The following is a 19,069-nucleotide window of genomic DNA, read 5'->3' as shown; positions in this document are numbered from 1 at the left end:
GAGATCAGACGGAAGCTTTCTCGGCCAGCACCATATAGTTGACATCCATGTCCCTGGACTTCTGCCAGCGGTCGGCCAGCGGATGATAGATGACGCCGGTGCGGTCGATCACCGTGAGCCCGGCGGCGCCCAGCGCCTTCCCAAGCTCCTCCGGCCGCACCAGCTTGCCGAACTGATGCGTGCCGCGCGGCAGCCAGCGCAGCACATATTCGGCGCCGATAATGGCAAGGCCGAGCGCCTTCAGCGTGCGGTTGATGGTGGCGACGAACATGATGCCGCCGGGGCGGACCATCTGGCCGCATTTGGCGACGAACAGGTCGACGTCGGCGACATGCTCGACCACTTCCATGTTGAGGATGACGTCGAAGGTTTCGCCGGCGTCGGCCAGCGCCTCGGCCGTCGTGGCGCGATAGTCGACGCTGACGCCGGCCTCCGCCGCGTGCAGCTTTGCCACTTCAATGTTGGTCGCGGAAGCGTCGGCGCCGACCACTTCGGCGCCAAGCCTGGCCATCGGCTCGCACAAAAGCCCGCCGCCGCAGCCGATGTCGAGGAAGCGCAGGCCTTCGAACGGCCGCGCGGCGCGCGGATCGCGGCCGAAACGCGCCGCCACCTGGTCGCGGATATAAGCAAGCCGCACCGGATTGAACTTATGCAGCGGACGGAACTTGCCGTTCGGGTTCCACCATTCGGCGGCAAGGGCGGAGAAGCGCTCGACTTCTCCGGCATCGATGGTCGATCGGCGGGGCTCTGGCATAGCGGGTCTCCAGCGCATGCCCCCGAAAACCGGAATCGATTTTCGGGAAGGATCATGCGTAAAGTCAAAGTGCTACAGCGTCCCTTGCGCGTCCCAAAGGACGCGCGGCGCTGCAGGCGTTAGGAAGTCGGGTCCTTGGCGCCAAAAGTCAAGGCAGGGTTTTTCGGTTGTTGCCACGCGCCCACACTGTCAGCACGTGGCAGCTTGGTCGGACCAACGCTGAAACGGAATCACGACTTCGCACGAATGGGACGCCATAGACTGTTCGAAAGGAGCTCGATCATGCAGCCCTCGATCCTCTGGCGCCGTCTCGACCTCGAAGGCCACGATGCCTGCCTGCTTTGCGCGACCGAGAGCGGTTGGCGGCTCAACGGTCACGCGCTGTTCCTACATGACGGCCGGCCCTGCAGCCTGGCCTATTCGGCGGAGTGCGATGCCGACTGGCGCACATGTTCCGCAGGCGTCGAGGGCTTTCTCGGCACGCAAACCTTGCGCTATGAGGTCGAACGGCTGGCCGATGGCCGATGGATACTGAATGGTGCGGAGCAGGCGGAGGTTGCCGGGCTTGTCGATATCGATTTAGGCTTCACGCCGGCGACGAACCTCTTGGCGATCCGCCGCTTCGACCTTGCCGTCGGCGAGGCGACGCCTGCCCCGGCGGCCTATCTGGCCTTTCCGGAGTTGAGGCTTGAACGACTGGACCAGAGCTACCGTCGCCTCGACGACGGCCGCTACGCCTATGCCGCGCCGAAATTCGGCTACGACCAGGTGCTGGAGGCCTCGCCGGTCGGCTTCATTGTCGACTATCCAGGCCTTTGGAAAGCCGTTGTGCTGAATTGAGCCGCATCGGGCGTCGACCGTCGCGTTAAGGCATAGACAGCGCAACCTCGGCATGCATCATGTTGACGCTGGCCGGGTCGATCGCCTGCACCGCTTCGCTGCCGCCAATCTCGGCCATGATGCGGTCCGCCGCGGCCTTTGCCTGTTCCAGGCTCTGCCAGCGCACGACGTCGACCCACACCCCATCCTCGCGCCTGCCGAGCTGTCGGCTTAGAAAGCCAGGCTGCCGGGCAAGCCAATCCGTCATGAGCCCATTGTTGGCGACAAAGCCGGCTTCGGTGCCGGGCTTGAGGCGAAAGGTGACGATTTCCAGCGTTTCGGTCATCAGAATCTCCAAAGCCCCGGTTTCGGCAGCCTTATGGCATGACGGGCGACGGGTATCCGTCAGGATGAGCGGCGCCGGGGCGGCTATAAGCGCGCTCGCTTGCGAAGCCTTGCTGTTTTGGCTAAGGAGGCCGCGCATTTCCGCGCCGGGTCGCCCTGGCGTTTCCTCCGGTGCCGGCCTTGAGCCGGCTTCAGTCAAAGGCATTTCGCTTCCATGGCGCGTATCGTGATGAAATTCGGCGGAACCTCGGTCGCCGACATCGCCCGCATCCGCAATGTGGCGCGCCATGTCAAACGCGAGGTCGATGCCGGCCACGACGTTGCCGTGGTGGTCTCGGCCATGGCCGGCAAGACCAACGAGCTGGTCGGCTGGACCCGCGAAGCCTCGCCCATGCACGATGCGCGCGAATATGACGCCGTCGTCGCTTCGGGCGAGCAGGTCACGGCCGGTCTTCTGGCGATCACGCTGCAGAATATGGGCATCCATGCACGATCCTGGCAGGGCTGGCAGATCCCGATCAAGACCGACAGCGCCCATGGCGCGGCGCGCATCCTCGACATCGACGGCGCCTTCCTGATCAAGCGCTTCGGCGAGGGCCAGGTGGCGGTCATCGCCGGTTTCCAGGGCATCGGGCCGGACAACCGCATCGCCACGCTCGGCCGCGGCGGCTCCGACACGAGCGCCGTGGCGATCGCGGCGGCGGTCAAGGCCGACCGCTGCGACATCTATACCGATGTCGACGGCGTCTACACGACCGACCCTCGCATCGAGCCGAAAGCCAGGCGTCTGGCCAAGATTTCCTTCGAGGAAATGCTCGAAATGGCGTCGCTCGGCGCCAAGGTGCTGCAGGTGCGCTCGGTCGAGCTTGCCATGGTACACAGGGTGCGTACCTTCGTGCGGTCGTCCTTCGACGATCCCGATGCGCCCGGAATGGGGGATTTGCTCAATCCGCCCGGAACGCTCATTTGCGACGAGGAAGAGATCGTGGAACAGCAGGTCGTCACCGGAATTGCCTACGCCAAGGACGAAGCGCAGATTTCGCTGCGCCGCGTCGGCGACCGTCCAGGCGTCGCCGCCGGCATCTTCGGCCCACTGGCCGAGGCCAACATCAATGTCGACATGATCGTCCAGAACATCTCCGAGGACGGCAAGTTCACCGACATGACCTTCACCGTGCCATCCGGCGACGTCGACAAGGCGCTTGCGGTTCTGGAGAAGCTCAAGCCGGAAGTCGGCTACGATGTCGTGCAGTCGGAAGCCGGCATGTCGAAGGTCTCGGTCATCGGCATCGGCATGAGGAGCCACGCCGGCGTTGCCGCCACTGCCTTCAAGGCGCTGGCCGACAAGGCGATCAACATCCGCGCCATCACCACTTCCGAGATCAAAATCTCGATACTGATCGATGGTCCCTACACGGAACTCGCGGTTCGCACTTTGCATTCCGTCTACGGTCTGGATAAGCAATAGCAGGAACTGAGTCAGTTGTTGCGTGAGCGCCGGCCGCGGGAGAAACTGCGGCGGGCGAAATGCCCATTGGAGAACAAGCCGCGATGCGTGATACGGCCAGTGGCCCGCGCGTTCTGCTCAAACGGCTTCGCGAGCTCATGCAGGAGCCGCTGGAGCCGCAGGAGCGGCTCGACCGCATCGTGCGCGACATCGCCTCCAACATGGTCGCCGAAGTCTGCTCGCTCTATGTGCTGCGCGCCGACTCGGTTCTCGAACTCTACGCCACCGAGGGTCTGAACCCGAACGCCGTCCACCTGGCGCAGCTCAGGCTCGGGCAGGGCCTTGTCGGCACGATCGCCGCCAGCGCGCGGCCGCTCAACCTCTCCAACGCGCAGGAACATCCGGCCTTCGCCTACCTGCCGGAGACGGGCGAGGAGATCTATAATTCCTTCCTCGGCGTGCCGGTGCTGAGGGCAGGGCGCACGCTGGGCGTGCTGGTGGTGCAGAACAAGACCATGCGCCACTATCGCGACGACGAGGTCGAAGCGCTTGAAACGACGGCGATGGTGATCGCCGAGATGATCGCCACCGGCGATCTCGCCCGCCTGACCAAGCCGGGGCTGGAGCTCGACCTGCGCCGCCCGGCGAGCTTCACCGGCGTCTCCTTCAACGACGGCGTCGGTCTCGGCCATGTCGTGCTGCACGAGCCGCGCATCGTCGTCACCAACCTGTTCAACGAGGACAGCGAGGAGGAAGTGCGCCGGCTGCAGTCCTCGCTCGGCTCGCTCCGGCTCTCCATCGACGACATGCTGGAGCGGCGCGAGGTCGCCTTCGAGGGCGAGCACCGCGAGGTCCTCGAGGCTTACCGCATGTTCGCCAATGACAGCGGCTGGGTGCGTCGTCTGGAAGAGGCGATCCGCAACGGCCTGACGGCGGAAGCGGCGGTCGAAAAGGTCCAGAGCGACATGCGCGCGCGCATGCTGCACATGACCGACCCCTATCTGCGCGAGCGGATGAGCGATTTCGACGACCTCGCCAACCGGCTCTTGCGCCAGCTGATGGGGCGCGGGCCGGAGGATGTCGCGGCCGCGTTGCCCAAGGACGCCATCATCGTCGCCCGCTCGATGGGCGCGGCCGAGCTGCTCGACTATCCGCGCGACAAGCTGCGCGGCCTTGTGCTGGAGGACGGCGCCGCCACCAGCCATGTCGTCATCGTCGCGCGCGCCATGGGCATTCCGGTCGCCGGACAGGTGAAAGGCGCCGTTTCCATGTCGGAAAACGGCGATGCCATCATCGTCGACGGCGAGGAAGGCACCATCCATCTCAGGCCGCAATCCGACCTGGAAGCCGCCTATGCCGAGAAGGTCCGGTTCCGGGCCCGGCGGCAGGAAGTCTATCGCGAGCTGCGCAAGAAGCCGTCGCTGACCAGGGACGGGGTTCCGGTCGATCTCCTGATGAATGCGGGCCTTGCCGTCGACCTGCCGCAGCTGACCGAGTCGGGCGCCGCCGGCATCGGCCTGTTCCGCACCGAGCTGCAGTTCATGGTCGCCTCGACCTTCCCGCGCGCCGAGGCGCAGGAGCGGCTTTACCGCGACGTGCTCGACGCCGCGCGCGGCAAGCCGGTCACTTTCCGTACCATCGATATCGGCGGCGACAAGGTGCTGCCTTACTTCAAAGGAGCGATCCAGGAAGAGAACCCGGCGCTGGGCTGGCGGGCGATCCGGCTGACGCTCGATCGTCCCGGGCTGCTCAGGACGCAGATCCGGGCGATGCTGAAAGCCAGCGGCGGCCGCGAGCTGAAGCTGATGCTGCCAATGGTCACCGAGCTGTCGGAAATCGCGCAGGCGCGCGAGATCATCGACCGCGAGGTTCGGCATTTGTCGCGCTTCGCGCACCACCTGCCCACCAGCCTCAAGCTCGGCGCGATGCTGGAAGTGCCCTCGCTCTTGTTCCAGCTCGACGAATTGATGAAGGCGGTTGATTTCGTCTCGGTCGGCTCCAACGACCTCTTCCAGTTCGTCATGGCCGTCGATCGCGGCAACACCCAGCTGGCCGACCGTTTCGACAATCTGTCGACGCCTTTCCTCAGGGTGCTGAAGACGATCGCCGATGCCGGCACGCGCAACCATACGCCGGTGACGCTGTGCGGCGAGCTGGCCGGAAAACCCATATCTGCCATGGCGCTGATCGGTCTCGGCTTCCGCTCGATCTCGATGTCGCCGGCGTCGATCGGTCCGGTCAAGGCAATGCTGACCGAACTGCCGCTGCAGGAACTGAAGGCCTTTTTCGACGACAATCTGATGGTGCCCAGCCAGAAAGTGCCGATGCGAGCCTTGCTGCAGGCGTTTGCCGACGACCGTTCGATTCCGCTATAGCGTCCCGCCATGATCAACCTTCCCCGCGACCGCATGGATCAAGTCGTCAAGCGTTTCGAGATGCTCGAAGCGCAGATGTCGGCCGGGCCGGCGCCCGAGGCCTATGTTCGGATGGCGTCGGAATATGCCGAGATCCAGGAGATGGTTGCCAAGGTCCGCGCGTTGCGATCAGCCGAACAGGAGCAGGCCGATCTCAAGGCGATGCTTGCCGACAAGAGCACCGATGCCGAGATGCGGGCGCTGGCCGAGGCGGACCTGCCGGGCGTGGACGAACGTATCGAGGCGCTGCAACAGGACATCCAGATCCTGCTCTTGCCCAGGGATGCCGCCGACGACAAGAACGCCATCCTCGAAATCCGTGCCGGCACCGGCGGTGATGAAGCCGCGCTTTTCGCCGGCGATTTGTTTCGCATGTACGAACGTTACGCAGCGGAGCGCGGCTGGCGTTTCGAGACGGTGTCGGCCAGTGACGGCGACGCCGGCGGCTACAAGGAAATCATCGCCACCATTTCCGGCAAGGGTGTCTTTGCCCATCTGAAGTTCGAGTCCGGCGTGCATCGCGTGCAGCGCGTGCCGGCGACCGAAGCCAGCGGGCGCATCCATACCTCGGCGGCAACCGTTGCCGTGTTGCCGGAAGCGGAAGAGGTCGACATCGAGATCCGGCCCGAAGACATCCGCATCGACACGATGCGCGCCTCGGGTTCGGGCGGCCAGCACGTCAACACCACCGACTCTGCGGTCCGCATCACTCATCTGCCGACCGGGATCATGGTGGTGCAGGCTGAGAAGTCGCAGCACCAGAACCGGGCCAAGGCCATGCAGATCCTGCGCGCGCGGCTCTACGACCTGGAGCGCAGCCGGGCCGACGAGGAACGCTCGGAGTCGCGCAAATCGCAGGTCGGCTCGGGCGACCGGTCGGAGCGCATCCGCACCTATAATTTCCCGCAGGGGCGCGTCACCGACCACCGCATCAACCTTACGCTCTACAAGCTCGACCGGGTGATGATGGGCGAGCTCGACGAGGTGGTCGACGCGCTGATCGCCGATCATCAGTCGAAGCTGCTTGCCGACATGAGCCTCGATGGCTGACCAACTGCCCGCCGCGCTCGGGCCGCTGCTCAGGGCGGCGCGCGAGTGCCTGGACGCCGCCGGTATTGCCGATCCGGCGCTCGATTCCCGGCTGATCGTCGAGCATTTCTCCGGCGCGAGCCGCACCCAGGCCATTGCCCAACCGGAGCAAAAGGTGAGTTCTTCGGTGCTTTCGGCCATCGAAGCGGCCCTGAGGCGTCGCGTCGCAGGCGAGCCGGTGCATCGCATCCTCGGCTACCGCGAATTCTACGGCTTGCGCCTGTCGCTTTCGCCGGAGACGCTCGAGCCCCGGCCGGACACCGAGACGCTGGTCGACGCCGTCCTGCCTTTCGCCCGGGCAACGGCCGAAAGGCTAGGCGAATGCCGTATTCTCGATCTAGGCACAGGCAGCGGCGCCATCGCGCTGGCCCTGCTCGGCGCCGTCCCGGTGGCCACCGCGACGGGCATCGACATTTCGCTCGATGCACTGGCGACCGCGGCCGGAAATGCCCGGGATCTGGGGCTCGGCGAACGCTTCAAAGCCTTGCATTCCAACTGGTTCGAAAAAGTTTCGGGCCGTTACCATGTAATTGCCTCGAACCCTCCCTATATACCCACTCGAGACATTGGAAATCTGCAGGACGAGGTCCGCGATTTCGACCCGCACCGGGCCCTTGATGGCGGTGTGGATGGTTTGGACCCCTATAGGGTCATCGCCGCCGAAGCGGCAGCATTTCTGGAAGCGCAAGGCAAGGTAGCGGTCGAGATCGGCCACACGCAGAAAAACGAGGTCAGCGGGATCTTCGCGGCGGCCGGCTATACGTTAAACGCCGCACATTGCGACCTCGCCGGTAATGATAGGGTTCTGGTGTTCGAGCGGCGAAAGCCCTGATGCAGTGCGAAAAAACCGCTTGGCAATACCGGGGAATGCAGTTAGGGTCCGGCTCAACCGGATGAGACGAAGCAGGCAGTGCTCCCAGCGATTCGGTTTTCCTTGGAAATAGCTGCCTTCTTGCGCAAACGACGCCCAAGCTTCGTGCGGGAATCATCCGGCAAGTGATGTAACCGGAACAGGATGGCACGTGGCGCCAACGCAATTGATGCGGGCGAACGCCGGTGAAGAAACGAAACGGCTGGCTGCATGAGCGCCTCCGTTCGTGAAGTTTTTTTCGAAAATTCACTATGAAGAGAGTCTAATGAGGCCACAACAGCAGAACAGGCGCATGCGCGGTCGCAACAACAATGGCGGCGGCGGTGGCAACAACAACAACAACCGCAAGGGGCCGAACCCCCTGACCCGCACCTACGAGAGCAACGGCCCGGATGTGAAAATCCGCGGATCGGCTCAGCAGATCGCCGAGAAATACGCCACACTCGCCCGTGACGCGCAAAGCTCCGGCGACAGGGTGATGGCGGAGAACTATCTCCAGCATGCCGAACACTACAATCGCATCATCGCTGCAGCGCAGGCGCAGATGCCGATCCAGAACGTCCAGCAGAACCGCGATGACTTCGACGACGATCTCGACGAGGATCGCGAGGAGTTCGACAATGCCGGCAACAACAGTGCCGATGCGCCGGCCGCGGCGAACGGTTCAGGGCCGCAGCCGGTGATCGAAGGCACGCCGGCGGAACTCGCCTACAACCAGGAAAACGGCCGCGACAACAACAACCGTCGCGACAGTGGTCAGCGGGATGGTGGGCAGCGCGACAACAATGGCCGCGACCGGCACCGTGACCGCCGCAACGGCGGCTACGGTCAGTATGGCCAGAGCGGCCAGCGCGGTGAAAACAGCCAGCGTGGCGAGCAGGGCGGCCAGCAGTTCGACCAGAACCGCCGCAATGAGGCGCAGGCGCAGCCCGAAGCTTCCGCGGAAGCCGGCGCCGCGCCTGAACAGGCGCCGCAGTTCGACAGTTTCTCGCCAGCAGCCCTTGCCGCTCAGGCCGAGCTCAATGAAGCCGCCCAGGACAGCGGCAGCCGCCGCCCGCGGCGTCCGCGTCGTCCCCGCGGCAGCTATGCCGACCAGGCCAGTGGCGAACAGGGCGACCAGCCTGAAGGCGCGAGCCCGGAAAAGTCGGGCGAAGCACCTAGCGCGGTGAGCAATGGCGATGAGGTCAATGCCAGGCCCGCCGAAGAGGCAAGGCCGGCGAGCGAGCCTGTCGCCAGCGAGCCGGCGCCGGTTGCCAGCGAAGCGCCCGGCGAGCCAGTCGTCGCCGACGCGAACAACTGATCGAAACACCATTCCAGGCATTGCAGACGGCGGAGAGCAATCTCCGCCGTTTTCGTTCGTGCGCGCCTGGAATATTCTGCTTTGATCGACATCAAGGCATCTTGAGGGACCGCGGCCCATACACCATATCTGCGCTGAACAGGGCCCGGCTCGAATGAGCGGGTCCGTCACCGCAATCTGATCCGGTGCCGCAAAGCGGGCCGGTGATGGAAGGAGACAGACATGAATCTTGAAAAATACTCGGAGCGCGTGCGCGGCTTCATCCAGTCCGCGCAGACCATGGCGCTCTCGCGCAACCACCAGCAATTCACCCCCGAACATATGCTGAAGGTGCTCGTCGACGATGACGAGGGCCTTGCCGCGTCCCTGATCGAGCGCGCCGGCGGCAATGTCCGCGACGTCAAGCTCGGCGTCGAGGCGGCGCTTGAGGCCATGCCCAAGGTCGAGGGCGGCAACGGCCAGCTCTACCTTGCCCAGCCGCTCGCCAAGGTGTTCTCGACCGCCGAGGACCTGGCCAAGAAGGCCGGCGACAGCTTCGTCACCGTCGAGCGGCTGCTGCAGGCGCTTGTCATGGAGAAGTCGGCCAAGACCGCCGACATCCTGTCCAAGGCGGGCGTCACCGCGCAGGCGCTCAACCGGGCCATCAACGATATCCGCAAGGGCCGCACCGCGGACTCGGCCAGCGCCGAGCAGGGCTATGACGCGCTGAAGAAGTACGCGCGCGATCTCACCGCCGACGCCCGCGCCGGCAAGCTCGACCCGGTCATCGGCCGTGACGACGAGATCCGCCGCACCATCCAGGTGTTGTCGCGGCGCACCAAGAACAACCCTGTGCTGATCGGCGAGCCGGGCGTCGGCAAGACGGCCATCGCCGAAGGCCTGGCGCTGCGCATCGTCAATGGCGACGTGCCGGAATCGCTGAAGGACAAGCAATTGATGGCGCTCGACATGGGCGCGCTGATTGCCGGCGCCAAATATCGCGGCGAATTCGAAGAGCGGCTGAAGGCCGTGCTCAACGAAGTCACCTCGGCCAATGGCAACATCATCCTGTTCATCGACGAGATGCACACGCTGGTCGGCGCCGGCAAGGCTGATGGCGCGATGGACGCATCGAACCTGTTGAAGCCCGCGCTGGCGCGCGGCGAACTGCACTGCGTCGGCGCGACCACGCTCGACGAATACCGCAAGCATGTCGAAAAAGATGCCGCACTTGCCCGCCGTTTCCAGCCCGTCTTCGTCGACGAGCCGACGGTGGAGGACACGGTTTCGATCCTGCGCGGCCTGAAGGAGAAGTACGAGCAGCACCACAAAGTGCGCATCTCCGATTCCGCGCTCGTGTCGGCGGCGGCGCTTTCCAACCGCTACATCGCCGACCGCTTCCTGCCGGACAAGGCGATCGACCTGGTCGACGAGGCGGCATCCAGGCTGCGCATGCAGGTCGATTCCAAGCCTGAGGCACTGGACGAGATCGACCGCCGCATCATGCAGCTCAAGATCGAGCGCGAGGCTTTGAAAGTCGAGAAGGACGAGGCTTCGAAGGACCGGCTTGCCCGGCTGGAGAAGGAGCTTGCCGACCTCGAGGAGGAATCGCGCGAGCTGACCACGAAGTGGCAGGCCGAAAAGCAGAAGCTCGGTCTTGCCGCCGACCTGAAGAAGCAGCTCGACGAGACGCGCAACGAACTGGCGATCGCGCAGCGCAAGGGCGAGTTCCAGCGCGCCGGCGAGCTTGCATATGGCAAGATCCCGGAGCTCGAGAAGAAGCTCAAGGAAGCCGAAGCGCAGGACGGCAAGACCAGCATGGTGGAAGAGGTGGTCACGCCCGACCATGTCGCGCATGTCGTGTCGCGCTGGACCGGCATTCCGGTCGACAAGATGCTGGAAGGGCAGCGCGAGAAGCTCTTGCGCATGGAAGACGAGATCGGCAAGCGCGTCGTCGGCCAGGGCGAAGCCGTGCAGGCGGTGTCCAAGGCCGTGCGCCGGGCCCGCGCCGGGCTGCAGGATCCGAACCGGCCGATCGGCTCGTTCATGTTCCTCGGCCCGACCGGCGTCGGCAAGACCGAGCTCACCAAGGCGCTGGCCAGCTTCCTGTTCGACGACGAGACGGCGCTGGTGCGCATCGACATGTCGGAGTTCATGGAGAAGCACTCCGTCGCCCGGCTGATCGGCGCGCCTCCCGGCTATGTCGGCTATGAGGAAGGCGGCGCGCTAACCGAAGCGGTGCGGCGCCGGCCGTACCAGGTCGTGCTGTTCGACGAGATCGAGAAGGCGCATCCCGACGTGTTCAACGTGCTGCTGCAGGTGCTCGACGACGGAAGGCTGACCGATGGCCAGGGCCGCACGGTCGACTTCCGCAACACGCTGATCATCATGACGTCCAACCTCGGCGCCGAATATCTGGTCAACCTTAGAGACGACCAGGATGTCGACGCCGCGCGCGACGAAGTGATGGCTGTGGTGAAGGCCTCGTTCCGGCCGGAGTTCCTCAACCGCGTCGACGAGGTGATCCTGTTCCACCGGCTGCGTCGGCAGGACATGGACCGCATCGTCGAGATCCAGCTCAAGCGGCTGGAGAACCTGCTCGTCGATCGCAAGATCGCGCTGTCGCTCGATCACGACGCGATCGAGTGGCTGGCCTCGAAGGGCTACGATCCGGCCTATGGCGCCAGGCCGCTGAAGCGGGTGATGCAGAAGGAGCTGCAGGATCCGTTGGCGGAGAAGATCCTGCTCGGCGAGATCCTCGACGGCTCGACCGTCAAGGTCACGGCTGGCTCGGATCGGTTGAACTTCCGCTCGAAGCCGACCGTGGTGGCGACGGAAGCCGCCGCCTGATCTCGGGCAAGTTGAAACGAAAGAGCGCGTCGCATCGGACTGGTGCGGCGCGCTTTGTTATTCCCGGCGACAGCGCATAATCGGTTGCCGATTCGAACCGCTGGGAAGAACTCGATGAAACTCGAAGACTATAACGGCTTCTGCGCCTCGCTGCCCGCGACGACGCATGTGGTCCAGTGGGGCGGGGCCCATGTCTGGAAGGTCGGCGGCAAGGTGTTTGCCATTGGCGGCTGGAACGAGGGTGGGCAGCTCTTCGTCACCTTCAAATGTTCCGAGATGGCCTATGACGTGCTGAAGGATCAGCCGGGCTGCCGCCCAGCGCCTTATCTTGCCTCGCGCGGCATGAAATGGATCCAGCGTCAGAAAAGCCAAAGCATGGATGATGCGGCGCTCGAGGACTATCTGCGCGAGAGCCATCGCCTGGTCGTCCTCAAGCTGACCAAACAGGCACGTAAGGAATTGGGGCTTGCCGTGACTTAGAGATCTTATGCATGTCGTTCTCGCAAAACCGCTGCGCACTTTTGCGCGACATGCATTAGCTGATATTCCTCAAGGTACCGGAAAACCGCCATCTTCATGCCCGGTTCATGTTGGAACCTTAACTTGGGTAACTGGTTTGCTGGCGAAGGGGTTCGCCCGCCAGAAACCCAGTCGACCGGAGAGCTTGACCCTCATGCTGCGCTTGATCTTTTCCCTTTCGGCACTCGCGGCCGGGCTGGTGTCTTCAAGTGCGTTCGCCATGCCGAGCGTGGATGGCGCCCAGGGTGTGCGCCCGACCGAGCGCGGCGTGCTGATGCTGGCTCAGGAAGGCAATATCGACATCTACTACGACGCCAGGGGCAACCGCGTTCTGGTCGACGCCGATACCGGCAAGGTCATCGCCATCCAGCCGCCAGGCAGCAGGCTCGATCGCCGCGCGCTTCGCCGGCAGATGCGCATGCAGGAACTCGGCCGCGCACCGGCCGAGGGCGACGACCGCTATTATCTCGACAATCCCGAGGACATGGCCCGCTTCCGCCGCCGGCAGCTGGAGGAGAACGGCCGCGTCATCCCGCCGCCGGTCGATGAGTACGACCCCAACGATGACAATTCCGTCGATGCCTACCCGCCGGCGCCCAACAACGATGAGGGCTATGCGACCACTTATCCGGAGGCGCCGAAGTCCAACACCATCAAGCGCCAGCCGCTAAACGAGGCGTCGATCGACCCGGAGCAGCCGGGCCAGGGCGAAGTGCTGCAAACCAATCCGGACGCCGAGCCTTCGCTGCCGCCGAACACCGGCGGCAAGGCCACCGTCGATCCGTCGTTGTCGCTCGGGGTGCGCCAGGACGTGGCGGCACTTCAGGTGCTGCTTGATCGCGGCGGCGCCTCGCCCGGCGTGATCGACGGGCGCTTCGGCTCGAATGTCGACAAGGCGCTGGCCGCCTACAACGAGATTAACGGCACCAGTTTGAAATCGACCGATGAAGTCGGCATCCAGGCGGCGCTTGCCCAATCCGGCGGCGACGCCTTTGCCTCCTACACGATCACGCCGGAGGATGCGGCCGGCCACTATCTCGCCTCGATCCCCGAGGACTACAGCCAGAAGGCCAAGCTCGACTGCATGTGCTACACCTCGGTCACCGAGGCGCTGGCCGAGCGCTTCCACATGGACGAGACCTATCTGAAGTCGATCAACAAGGGCTTGGACTTCAATCGCCCGGGCACGATCATCAAGGTCGCCAATTTCGGCAGGCTGGTGTCGACGCCGGTGGCGCGCATCGTCGCCGACAAGACCAAGAAGGAAGTCTACGCCTATGATGCGGGGGGCAAGCTGGTCGCGGCCTATCCGGCCACCATCGGCTCGGCCGACACGCCTTCGCCTACCGGCATTCATGCCGTCTCGCGCATCGCGCTCGACCCGAACTACACCTACAATCCGAACATCAATTTCAAGCAGGGCCAGAACGACAAGATCCTGACCGTCCCGCCGGGGCCGAACGGTCCGGTGGGCTCGGTCTGGATCGCCCTCGACAAGCCGACCTACGGCATCCACGGCACGCCCGATCCCTCCAAGATCGGCAAGACCGAGAGCCATGGCTGCGTGCGCCTGACCAACTGGGATGCGCGCGAGCTTGCCAAGCTGGTGTCCCCGGGCGTCACTGTGGAGTTCTTAGGCGGCCCTTCGGCCGACAACATTGCGCAGCAGGATCCGCCCGGCGACGTGGACGTCGGTGCAAAACCTGAGGAGCTCCGGTGATCGCGAGATATGCGCTTGCCGGCCTGCTTTTGATGGTCGGCCAATCCGCATACGCGCAGTCGGACGACGAGATGGCGGCATGCGTCGATCGCGCAAACGGCGCCACGGATGAAATGCTGGACTGCGGGAAGGCGGAAATCGGCAAGTGGGATGCCAGGCTGAATGCCGCCTATCTGACGCTGCTGCATCGCGAGAGCGGTGCAGGGCGCACAAGGCTGCAAACGGAACAGAAAGCCTGGCTCCGCCATCATCTCAAGGAAACACATCGCCTTGCGGCCGATCCGGACACCGGATCGGGAGCGTTCATGCTCTCGCAAGGGTTCGAACTGGACGATATCACCAAGCGCACGCTCGCCCTGGAACAGCGCGTTCGCGACGGCCACGGATAGCCAGGCCGCCTTCGTCCGGCGCCGCGGTGGAGTTGTCGGCGGCCCTTCAGCCGATTATGTGGCGCAGCAGTGCGCTGCGCGGCGCGGTGGCGTAAATCAACTGTACCAGCAGGATGAAGACGATGCCGAGCAGCGGCGTGATCAGGCACAGCGCTGCACCGATCGCCCAAAGGATCTGCGCCTTGACGATGCGATTGTAGACGGTGCGGCGCGTCTCGGCGTCGACCTCCTCGGCGATCATGCCGTTCCTGTCGGCATACCACCAGCTTGAAAACAGCGTGACGCCCAGCATCAGCAGATTCAGCCAATAGACCAGCACCGCGACCCTGAAATCCAGAAAATCGGCGAGAAGGTCGGTGGAGAAAGGCAGCAGCGCGATAAAGGCAAGGAAGCACAGATTGAGCGTCGCGAGCCGCCGGTCCGATTTCGCGATCAGGCCATGCTGCGCCTGCTGGCCGAACCAGAAGATGGTCAACGTCAGGAAGCTTAGCGCATAGGTCAGGAACCGTGGCGCCAGCGCGAGGATCGCGACGAGCAATTCGCTTTCCGAATGCACCGCCTCGTGCGAGGGCACCCTGATCTCCAGCACGATCAAGGTCAGCGCGATGGCGAAGACGCCGTCGGTTATGCCGACGATGCGTCCGCGTCCTTCCGCCGACGGTTCAAGCGGCCGCTTCATGGCTTCCCCTCCATGCGTGGTGATGGAACCTAGCACGCGATCGGCGGTTTGCATCAGGAATGAGCCCACCTCGCCACCCGGTTAGTGTCTCTGGTTTCAAGAACAGCGATACTCTGGCTTGTTGTTGCGCTCACGCGAGGGGGCTAAGCAGAGCTTCATGTCATCCGCGAACGAAACCACAACCGATTCGCATTCGCCCGCGCGGGCGAACGGTACGTTCTGTCCTCAGACGCAGCGAAAATTCGTGCTGGTCGCGGCGATCCTCGCCTCGGCGCTCGGCTTCATCGACGGTTCGATCCTGGCGATCGCCATGCCGGCGTTGCGCGTGGATCTTGGCGCCAGCCTGGCGCAGGCGCAGTGGATTTCCAACGCCTATGCGCTGACGCTGTCGGCGCTCATCCTGGCCGGGGGCGCCGCGGGCGACCGGTTCGGTCTGCGGCGTGCTTTCGTGACCGGGATCGCGCTGTTCATCGCGGCTTCGCTTGCCTGCGCGCTGGCGCCCGATCCGGCTGTGTTGATCGCCTTCCGCGCCATCCAGGGCATCGGAGCGGCGATCATGGTGCCGGGCAGCCTCGCCATCATCGCCAAGGCCTATCCGAAGAAGGAGCGCGGCCGGGCGATCGGCATTTGGGCTGCCGCTTCGGCGTTGACCACGGCGCTCGGTCCCGTGCTCGGCGGCTTCGTGCTCTCGACTTTCGGCGATGGGGTCTGGCGCGCGATCTTTGCCATCAACCTGCCGCTTGGATTGATCTCGATCTATCTGCTTTTGGCCAAGGTGCCGGCCGACAAGCCGACCGAAAAACGCAGCCTCGACCTTGGGGGTGCTGCGCTGGCGACGCTTGCTTTCGGCCTGCTCGCCTACGGGTTGACGGCGATGAATGCCGAAGGCGCGGGATTGATGTCGGGCCCGGCGATCGTCGCCGGCGTGGTGCTGCTCTTTGCCTTCATCTTTTACGAGCTCAGGCGGCGCGACCCGATGATCGATCTCGGCCTGTTCCGAATCAGGGCCTTCGCCGGCGCCAATCTGGCGACCTTCTTCCTTTACTTCGCGCTGTCGGCCAATCTGTTCTACCTGCCGATGCTTCTGATCGCCGGCTGGAGGCTGAGCGAGGCCGAGGTCGGCTTCATCTTCCTGCCGCTGTCGGCATCGATCGCGCTTTTGTCCGGACCGGTCGGCCAGTGGTCCGATAGGATCGGTCCGCGTTTCCCGATCGCCAGCGGCAGCATGGTCGTGGCCATCGCCTTCGCCGGCCTGGCCTTGCTCACCCATTTCGGCATCCACGATTTCTGGGCTGGGACCTTTCCGCTGATGGCGCTGATGGGGCTTGGCATGGCGCAGGTCGTGTCGCCGCTGTCGACGGCGGTTATGACGTCGGTCGAGGACAAGGATACCGGGGCCGCGTCCGGCATCAACAACGCGGTCTCGCGCGTCGGCGGCCTGATCGCGGTGGCGGCCATGGGCTCGCTGGCGGCCTGGGTTTACGCTCGGATGACCGGCAATGTCTCCGGGATACCCGGTTTCGGCGAGCCGCCCGCATCCGGGCTTGCCGCCAATCTCGACGCGGCGAGAGTCGCGGCAAGCGATTCGGCTTTCGCCGCGGTCGCGGCAATCACGACGCTGCTTTGCGTGCTTTCTTCGCTCACCGCCTGGTTCACGGTTCCCGGACAGGCATCGCCCTGGCCGAGGCAGACAAACGATTCGCGTGATTAAGGTGCATTGAGATTCAGGTCAGGCCGGCATCACCTGAATATCAAGACACCCTTAGTTCGGAAGCTGCGAATCGGTCTTGGCGCTGGCAACTTTCAGCGAGTTGCCGTCTTCCTGCTTCAGAAGATCATCGATGCGCTCACGCTCGCGCTTGAAAGCCACGAGATCGTCGCCCTTCAGCACCTTGCCGACCGGCAGACGCACACGCATCGAGTCGACCTTGGTGCCGTTGACGATCAGCTCGTAGTGAAGATGCGGGCCGGTGGAGAGGCCGGTCTGGCCGAGATAGCCTATGACCTGACCCTGCCGGACATGAACGCCAGGTTCGATGCCTTTGGCGAAAGCGCTCTGGTGGTTGTAGGAGGTCTCGTAGCCATTGGCATGGCGAAGGATGATCTGCTTGCCGTAGCCGCCGGCCCAGCCGGCCTTTTCGACGACGCCGTTGCCGGCGGCGATGATCGGCGTGCCGATAGGCGCGGCCCAATCGGTGCCGGTATGCATGCGCACATAGCCAAGGATCGGGTGCCGACGCGCGCCGAATCCAGAGGTGAAGCGCCCGTTGGGCAGCGGGTTGCGCAGCAGGAACTGCCTGGCGCTCGAGCCATTCTCGTCGAAATAATCGGTGCTGCCGTCCTGCATCTGGAAGCGGTAGAAGTTGCGCGTCTGGCCGCCGAAGGTCGCCGAGACATAGAGGAGCTCGGAATTGTCGGAGGTCTGGTCGTCGCCATCGGGTTGCGAAAACAGCACTTCGAGGCGGTCGGCCGGCGAAAGCCGCGACTGGAAATCGACGTCGGAAGCGAGAAGCTTGATCAGCTTCTGCGTCATCGCCTTCGACATGCCGTAGGAATAAGCGGTGCGGTAGATGCCGTCATAGATATTGGGCAGGTTGCCGCGGACCACGACGGGCTGCGAATCGTCGAACGCCGTCAAAAGCTCGGGATTGGCCTCCGGCTCCTGCGCCGGCACATATTGGCCGCGGTCGTCGAGGGCGATGGTCACGATATGCGTGGTCTTGTCGTAAACGCTGGTGCGCACGACCTTGGCGACATCGCCGCGCACTTCGAGGCCGACGCGCAGCACGGTTCCAGCCTTCAGCGCCGGGGCGTTCAGGAGCTTGCCGATCGCCTCCGCCATGCCGGTGGCGTCATCGCCCGTGTAACCCGAATCGGCATAGGCCTCGGCGATATCGGTATCCTTGGTGAAGGGGATGATTTCCTCGGCGAAGGCCGGGGTCTGATCGTCCGGCGTGGCGCGCGGCGCGACCGAGACGTTTTCCTGCGTGATCTTCACGTCATAGGAACCGGCCATCGATTCGGCGAAGGCATCGCCGAATCGCTGCGGATCGACATAATGCAGCGCCGCCACCTGGACGGCGCCGTCGCTCAAGCCGTTGCGGGCGTCCCGCACCACCTTTTCCACCTCGTCGGCGGAAAGGTCGCTCTTTTCGTCGAAGGATGCCGTCTCGATCGGGAAATCGACCGTCTTCAGGCTCATCTCGCTTTCGACCTTGGCGCCGTAGATCTGCCCGGCGACCGCGGTGGCCATTGCCGGCTGCGCATTGTCGTCGCTGTCGTCGCCAAACACCTGCATCGGGTCGAATGGCGGGTAGGGGCGGTTGGTTGTGTGGCCGGCGGCGAGCGCCATCTTGACCTGCACGAAAGGCATGGTGTGGATAACGTCGCGATCGCCGACCTTGGTGACCATCGACACTTCCATGCGCCGCCGGTCCTTTGCGCGGGCGATCTGGCGCGGCGCGACCAGCCTGGTGGTCTTTGCCTGCTCGCCGGAATCATCGCCGCCGCCTGCAAGGCTGATGAGCTCGGCGATTTCGGGCGGGGTCGCCAGCTGCTGGCGGCCATCAAGCGCGGCGAACAAGGCTACGCCCATCAAAACACTGGATGTAACGCCGGTGAGGAACGTGCCCGACAGCCAGCGGGCCGAGACCTCGCGGCGGTCCGGCGGACCGCTGCGGCCGTCCGCGATCAGCGGCGGCTCGTTGCCGAGTTCGGCTATGACATCTTCCGTGTCTGGCATCCAGAAAGGCTGCTTCTTCCCCGGGCGAACGGCTTGTCGTTATCGTTGCGGCCATGACATTTGCCTGTCACGGCGGTTGAAGTCAACGAAACGGCATGCCGGGGCCGATATCCCCAATCATGCGTTCTGCGCACGGCGCACGTGTCGTCTGT

At 64.3% G+C, this 19,069-nt stretch carries 15 protein-coding genes; 11 read left to right on the top strand and 4 right to left on the bottom strand.

Annotated features, from left to right (window positions below; all coding sequences use genetic code 11):
- Nucleotides 1-4: 4 nt before the first annotated feature.
- Entirely contained in the window at nucleotides 5-754 is a 750-nt protein-coding gene (gene ubiG, locus WDX12_RS05070) for a bifunctional 2-polyprenyl-6-hydroxyphenol methylase/3-demethylubiquinol 3-O-methyltransferase UbiG (RefSeq protein WP_320296751.1), read from the bottom strand.
- 282 nt (nucleotides 755-1,036) lie between these two features.
- Here ubiG and WDX12_RS05065 point away from each other — a divergent pair, with 282 nt between their 5' ends.
- Nucleotides 1,037-1,594 (top strand): putative glycolipid-binding domain-containing protein, encoded by a 558-nt coding sequence (locus tag WDX12_RS05065; protein WP_434724150.1) that lies wholly within the window; start codon nucleotides 1,037-1,039, stop codon nucleotides 1,592-1,594.
- Between the two features lie 25 nt (nucleotides 1,595-1,619).
- Here the strand turns inward: WDX12_RS05065 and WDX12_RS05060 are convergent, their stop codons facing one another.
- Complete coding sequence (locus WDX12_RS05060; protein WP_434724149.1) at nucleotides 1,620-1,919, bottom strand: antibiotic biosynthesis monooxygenase family protein; 300 nt, start codon at nucleotides 1,917-1,919, stop codon at nucleotides 1,620-1,622.
- 213 nt (nucleotides 1,920-2,132) lie between these two features.
- On the opposite strand from WDX12_RS05060, the gene WDX12_RS05055 reads away from it, so the two are divergent.
- The 9 genes from WDX12_RS05055 to WDX12_RS05015 all read left to right on the top strand — a co-directional run bounded on the left by WDX12_RS05055 (nucleotide 2,133) and on the right by WDX12_RS05015 (nucleotide 14,496).
- Nucleotides 2,133-3,386 (top strand): aspartate kinase, encoded by a 1,254-nt coding sequence (locus tag WDX12_RS05055; RefSeq protein ID WP_320296754.1) that lies wholly within the window; start codon nucleotides 2,133-2,135, stop codon nucleotides 3,384-3,386.
- Nucleotides 3,387-3,469: 83 nt separating this feature from the next.
- Entirely contained in the window at nucleotides 3,470-5,740 is a 2,271-nt protein-coding gene (gene ptsP / locus WDX12_RS05050; protein WP_320296755.1) for a phosphoenolpyruvate--protein phosphotransferase, read from the top strand.
- Between the two features lie 9 nt (nucleotides 5,741-5,749).
- On the top strand, nucleotides 5,750-6,829 hold the full coding sequence (prfA, locus tag WDX12_RS05045; protein ID WP_320296756.1) for a peptide chain release factor 1: 1,080 nt from the start codon (nucleotides 5,750-5,752) through the stop codon (nucleotides 6,827-6,829).
- On the top strand, nucleotides 6,822-7,700 hold the full coding sequence (gene prmC / locus WDX12_RS05040) for a peptide chain release factor N(5)-glutamine methyltransferase (protein ID WP_434724148.1): 879 nt from the start codon (nucleotides 6,822-6,824) through the stop codon (nucleotides 7,698-7,700). The genes prfA and prmC overlap by 8 nt, the downstream gene beginning before the upstream one ends.
- A 304-nt stretch (nucleotides 7,701-8,004) precedes the next feature.
- A complete protein-coding gene (locus WDX12_RS05035) occupies nucleotides 8,005-9,039 on the top strand; it encodes a DUF4167 domain-containing protein (RefSeq protein ID WP_434724147.1) in 1,035 nt (344 codons plus the stop codon).
- 222 nt (nucleotides 9,040-9,261) lie between these two features.
- Nucleotides 9,262-11,868 (top strand): ATP-dependent chaperone ClpB, encoded by a 2,607-nt coding sequence (gene clpB, locus WDX12_RS05030; protein WP_434724146.1) that lies wholly within the window; start codon nucleotides 9,262-9,264, stop codon nucleotides 11,866-11,868.
- Between the two features lie 114 nt (nucleotides 11,869-11,982).
- Complete coding sequence (locus tag WDX12_RS05025; RefSeq protein ID WP_434724145.1) at nucleotides 11,983-12,348, top strand: MmcQ/YjbR family DNA-binding protein; 366 nt, start codon at nucleotides 11,983-11,985, stop codon at nucleotides 12,346-12,348.
- Between the two features lie 193 nt (nucleotides 12,349-12,541).
- Nucleotides 12,542-14,107, top strand: a complete 1,566-nt coding sequence (locus tag WDX12_RS05020; protein WP_434724144.1) for a L,D-transpeptidase family protein — start codon at nucleotides 12,542-12,544, stop codon at nucleotides 14,105-14,107.
- Nucleotides 14,104-14,496, top strand: coding sequence for a lysozyme inhibitor LprI family protein (locus WDX12_RS05015; RefSeq protein ID WP_434724143.1), 393 nt, complete (start codon nucleotides 14,104-14,106; stop codon nucleotides 14,494-14,496). The genes WDX12_RS05020 and WDX12_RS05015 overlap by 4 nt, the downstream gene beginning before the upstream one ends.
- Nucleotides 14,497-14,542: 46 nt before the next feature.
- Here WDX12_RS05015 and WDX12_RS05010 read toward each other — a convergent pair whose 3' ends face one another.
- Nucleotides 14,543-15,175: a TMEM175 family protein gene (locus tag WDX12_RS05010; protein ID WP_434724142.1), complete on the bottom strand. Its 633-nt coding sequence runs from the start codon at nucleotides 15,173-15,175 to the stop codon at nucleotides 14,543-14,545.
- Nucleotides 15,176-15,332: 157 nt separating this feature from the next.
- Here WDX12_RS05010 and WDX12_RS05005 point away from each other — a divergent pair, with 157 nt between their 5' ends.
- Nucleotides 15,333-16,886, top strand: a complete 1,554-nt coding sequence (locus WDX12_RS05005; RefSeq protein WP_434724141.1) for an MFS transporter — start codon at nucleotides 15,333-15,335, stop codon at nucleotides 16,884-16,886.
- A 51-nt stretch (nucleotides 16,887-16,937) separates the two neighbouring features.
- Here WDX12_RS05005 and WDX12_RS05000 read toward each other — a convergent pair whose 3' ends face one another.
- Nucleotides 16,938-18,917 carry a M23 family metallopeptidase gene (locus WDX12_RS05000; protein WP_434724140.1) on the bottom strand — a complete coding sequence of 660 codons (1,980 nt, stop codon included), beginning with the start codon at nucleotides 18,915-18,917 and terminating at the stop codon, nucleotides 16,938-16,940.
- Between the last annotated feature and the right edge of the window lie 152 nt (nucleotides 18,918-19,069).

The sequence above is a fragment of the Mesorhizobium sp. RIZ17 genome (assembly GCF_051127865.1).
Taxonomy (GTDB): Bacteria; Pseudomonadota; Alphaproteobacteria; order Rhizobiales; family Rhizobiaceae; genus Mesorhizobium; species Mesorhizobium humile.
Note: the sequence above shows the minus strand (reverse complement) of the source record. Positions and strands in the feature narration are given on the sequence as shown.